The following is a 3,965-nucleotide window of genomic DNA, read 5'->3' on the forward strand; positions in this document are numbered from 1 at the left end:
TGGTTGTTGTAGTGCGCTCTGATTTTGCCCGCACTACTACATCTAAGCCAAGACGCGCAATCTTTATTCGAATGCAATCACGGGTTTTTCCCAGAGCCTTCGCTATGGCTCTTACTGACCTGTTCTCGCGGAGCATCTGCTCCAGCTGCTTCTCCTCTTCAGCAGTCCACGGTTTGCCCTTCATTTTCGAGTTTCACCTTCAAACTGAAATAGTGCTTCCTGCCGCGCGTCTCCTTAGTTGCTATTCCTCTGCCCACCAACTCGTTGAGAACCATGCTCTCGTGCGTACGCTTGCAGCCCGTGACCGCAGCGACTTCTCCAGCCAAGGCAGGCCTCCCCAACTTAGACAACGCAATAATCGTAGGCAGAAAACGCTCTGAAACCTGAACCTGCACAACAGGCATAGCGCTAACTTTAGCATCGATAACATCCAGCCGCTTAAACAGCTTCTCAAAGGCTGCCCTAACCTCAAACGCCCTCACGCCTTACCCTCACCGCTTAACGCCACGTTCACGTTGACTTTGGCTTTCCAATACGCCAACAACGCCACACCAACCGAACCGACAATGGCGCATATCGGGGCTTTGACCACATCAGGAATTGGCTGAGACGCAACATAAGTAGCCGCAGCCACACACGCGCTCCCAACAGCCACAAACGCCGCTTCCCCATTCTCACTTGTCTCCAACCTCATTCACCTCCGCGTTTACCAACAAAAATCCCAATAACCGTGCCGCTCAAGCCGGTAAGTGCAGCGAATATCTCGCTGTTCCATGTACGTAGTAAAGCCAAATGCGCAATTTCTATGGCAGCTAGGCAAACGGTCATGCCGATGCCGAATTTTACCACGTACACAAGCTGCTCATCAGGCTCCTCACTAACCAGCTTTCCACGCTGAACACGCCTTCGCGTTAAGGCTCGTTTAATCGGGTCTGCCATGAGTGCTCAACCTCCTCTGAAAAGTCCGATGGCGGTTAGATTGGCTGAAGACCTTGCGGTCCTTCATCAAAAAACTATTCACCAAGCCCGTAGCCACCTGCGGCGAAAAATGCCCACGCTCAATAACCACAACGTTCACAGCCCAACTCAACGGAATAGCCGTATAATCCAAATCGTACAAGCCATCCGCATACTGAAAACTGTTCTGAGCCAAAACTATATGCTTAGTCTGGTTGCCGAGCAAGCCAACAAAAACGCCCCAACTCTTAACAGGGACATCAATGACTCCAGCGTAACTGCTGCTTTTGCCAGTGCTTGCATCGCACCATTCCACGCAAACAACATCGCCAGAACTCAACCCTTCCACGGTTTTCTTAAGACTGCCTTTCTTCAAAGTCTATAATACCTCCTGCAACTCTAAACTGAAGCTTCTGTGATTCTGCGCAGCCACATCAACCGCCGAGAAGCTTACGTTAGTTATTTTGACGTTTGTGCTGCTCACGTTCCTAACAGCCAGAGTGCTTGCAAAAGCTAATGTGGCGCCTGCAGCGGTTTTCTCCTCAAAATACTTCACGAGGCTACTCGCCCAAGCAACATCCTGCTCGAAACAGTCTAGTTTAAACGTGCGCACGTAGCCGAATACGGAGATTTTTCTTTTTGCCGTGCCGTTCTCCCACTTGTCAAATGCCGTTGATAAAGGCGTCAAGTCCTCTTCCCAGTTGACCACGTTCAAGGTTTGGCTGTCTAATGTAACGCTCATGGCGAAGGCTCCAGCTCCACATCAATAACTGCTCCAAAATTGAAGTCTTCAGGAACACTGATTCGTCCAGCCCTCAGCTCGTTTATGATGACGAGCAGTGCCAGCTTTGCATCCTGCAGCGTCAAAGGTCTCCCGAGCAACTCGCGGATTCTTCTAAGCCGCTCAAACAGATCCTGCTTCTTCAACGCGAAAGCAAACATGGTTCCGCTGCCCGCGGGGTTATCGTAAGCTATTGTCAGCGTCACTTCGCCTGTGGTTGTGGACACCTGAGTAATTTTAACGGTCAAACAACATCCACTCCAATGTGGCTTATGCAAGCGCCTAACCCGCTGACATACAGTGAAACTGTGTCAATCTGCACAGCATCAAAAAGGTAGCTGTAGACCAGCAAACCCGTGCCGCTGGCAGAGCTGAAATAATCTGTGGCGTCGCCAAAGCTTACCGCCCGCTTCTTTCCAACCTTCACGCTTTTAGTCGGGTTCAGGTCTAACGGTTCAAGCATCAAATACAACGTGCTATTCTGCGCAAAATTCATGGCTACAGGCTCGCTGAGGCTGCCGAAAAGCAGCCAAGGACAAGCATAAACGCTAATGTTCACTGTAGTGCTGCCGTTGTCTTTGGTAATGGCGAAGCTGTGGCTGCTTCCAACGGTTAAAGTGCAATAGTATGTGGCGCTCGCGTTTTCATAGTTTGCATCGTCCTGGTTGCGCTCCGTCCAAGTGATTTGCGAGCCGTCAACGCTTAAGGAAACACCGTTCGTCAACGAGTCGCCTGGATTCTCAAAATTCGTCTGAGCGCCTGCGGTTTTTGCCCAGACACGAACCATAAACACAGCGTTCTTCAGTGAGCCAACAGGCAGAGTGGAGCGGTTCGCCACCGTCAGGTTAATCGTGGATGAGTAGTTGTTAAGTGCTGAGCCTGCTTCGTCGGTGAATTTGGCTTTGCCCAGTTTGAAGTTGCTGATGCTGGAGCCCGCGCCTGAGCTGCTGTCTTCAACAACAACCGCGTGCGTGCCCGAAGCCACGTAAGCTATGCCCGTGAAAGTTCCAGTACCAACATTGTTCTTGCCCCAAACATAGTAACTCCCGATTTTTAGCCGTACATTGTATCCTGAAGTGTTGAGTTGAAAACTGAAAACCACAAGCGAATTTGCTGAAAGCACTATGTTTCCGTAGTTTTTGAGTGTGCCCCATGACCGCGAGAAAGAACGAGTATAAGTCGTTGAATCATCAATTAAGTTGCTCTCGTTAGTTAGCTGCCTCACTTGCTCAACAAGAATAACCATTTTTAGAATCTGCCTCCTGTCCGTATTCGCTTCCGCGTGGAAGACGCAACACTGCTGGAAGCCTCAACGATCACGGTTCTCAGCTTCTGCATAACCCGTTGCGCGGCAGCCTCAACAGTTGCGCGGTCCGCGTTACCCTCAATCGTTATCAGAGGCGCATACAAGTTAACCACGCCTGAGCCATTGCCTGCCGGTAAATTGCCGAATTCACGCAGCGGCACAACAGCTTCAGGGCCAGCCTCACCGATTAAAGCCAATGTTGGTCCCGTTACGATTCCGCCTTCAGCGAAGCCTAACGCTTTGCCGATTCCGCCGAAGAATCCGCCTACCGCATTGCCTATTCCGCTTAAGCCGTTCCAAATGGTGCCTAAGAAATCAGCGATAGGCTTCAAAACGTTAATGTAAACCCAGTTCAACGCGTCAAAAACTGGTTTAATGAGGTTGTTGTAAGCCCACGATAACCCGTTCGCAAAAGCATTCCACGCACCCAGCAAAGCGCCTCCTATAAAGTTGCCAAGCGGAACCAGCACGTTATCCCACAACCACTTCAAACCATTATAAACAGTGTTCACAGCGGTAGAGAGGGTGTTCCAGACCCAGACGAGCCCCTGCAGAACGCTCATGAAGTAGCCAGCGAGGAAATTGCCTATTGGAACGAAGATGTTGTCCCAAATCCACTTTAACCCGTTGTAAACCGCGTCAACAGCGCTACTGAGCACGTGCCACGCCGCAGTTAACCCTTCCCAAACGCCGATAAACGTGCCCACAATAAAATTACCCAAAGGAACGAGCACGTTTTCCCACAGCCATGTTAACGCGGCGGTTACCGCTTCAAGAATAGGCTTAAAGAAGTCTCCAAGCGCTTTGCCAATAGCGTCTATCGCGGCGCGGAATTCTGGGCACGCGTTGTATGCGGCGATTAAGGCGCCGATGATTAAGCCTATGGCGGCAACAACAGCCACAATCGGGTTTGCTGCAAGA

General features: G+C 50.7%; 9 protein-coding genes. All 9 read right to left on the reverse strand.

Going from position 1 to position 3,965, the window contains the following annotated elements:
• A partial coding sequence (locus tag NWE95_00610; protein MCW4002402.1) for a hypothetical protein occupies positions 1-184 on the reverse strand: 184 nt, incomplete at its 3' end.
• Positions 159-482, reverse strand: a complete 324-nt coding sequence (locus NWE95_00615; GenBank protein MCW4002403.1) for a hypothetical protein — start codon at positions 480-482, stop codon at positions 159-161. The genes NWE95_00615 and NWE95_00610, both read right to left, overlap by 26 nt.
• On the reverse strand, positions 479-688 hold the full coding sequence (locus tag NWE95_00620) for a hypothetical protein (GenBank protein ID MCW4002404.1): 210 nt from the start codon (positions 686-688) through the stop codon (positions 479-481). Before NWE95_00620 ends, NWE95_00615 begins: the two co-directional genes overlap by 4 nt.
• A gap of 2 nt (positions 689-690) precedes the next feature.
• Positions 691-939, reverse strand: a complete 249-nt coding sequence (locus NWE95_00625; GenBank protein MCW4002405.1) for a hypothetical protein — start codon at positions 937-939, stop codon at positions 691-693.
• Entirely contained in the window at positions 923-1,333 is a 411-nt protein-coding gene (locus NWE95_00630; protein ID MCW4002406.1) for a hypothetical protein, read from the reverse strand. Before NWE95_00630 ends, NWE95_00625 begins: the two co-directional genes overlap by 17 nt.
• Before the next feature lie 3 nt (positions 1,334-1,336).
• Positions 1,337-1,699 (reverse strand): hypothetical protein, encoded by a 363-nt coding sequence (locus tag NWE95_00635; GenBank protein MCW4002407.1) that lies wholly within the window; start codon positions 1,697-1,699, stop codon positions 1,337-1,339.
• Positions 1,696-1,986 (reverse strand): hypothetical protein, encoded by a 291-nt coding sequence (locus tag NWE95_00640; GenBank protein ID MCW4002408.1) that lies wholly within the window; start codon positions 1,984-1,986, stop codon positions 1,696-1,698. The genes NWE95_00635 and NWE95_00640 overlap by 4 nt, the downstream gene beginning before the upstream one ends.
• Positions 1,983-2,984, reverse strand: coding sequence for a hypothetical protein (locus NWE95_00645; protein MCW4002409.1), 1,002 nt, complete (start codon positions 2,982-2,984; stop codon positions 1,983-1,985). Before NWE95_00645 ends, NWE95_00640 begins: the two co-directional genes overlap by 4 nt.
• Positions 2,985-2,986: 2 nt before the next feature.
• Positions 2,987-3,965, reverse strand: a 979-nt coding sequence (locus NWE95_00650) for a hypothetical protein (protein ID MCW4002410.1), incomplete at its 5' end; no start/stop codon positions are given.

The organism is Candidatus Bathyarchaeota archaeon, assembly GCA_026014725.1.
Lineage (GTDB): Archaea > Thermoproteota > Bathyarchaeia > Bathyarchaeales > Bathycorpusculaceae > Bathycorpusculum.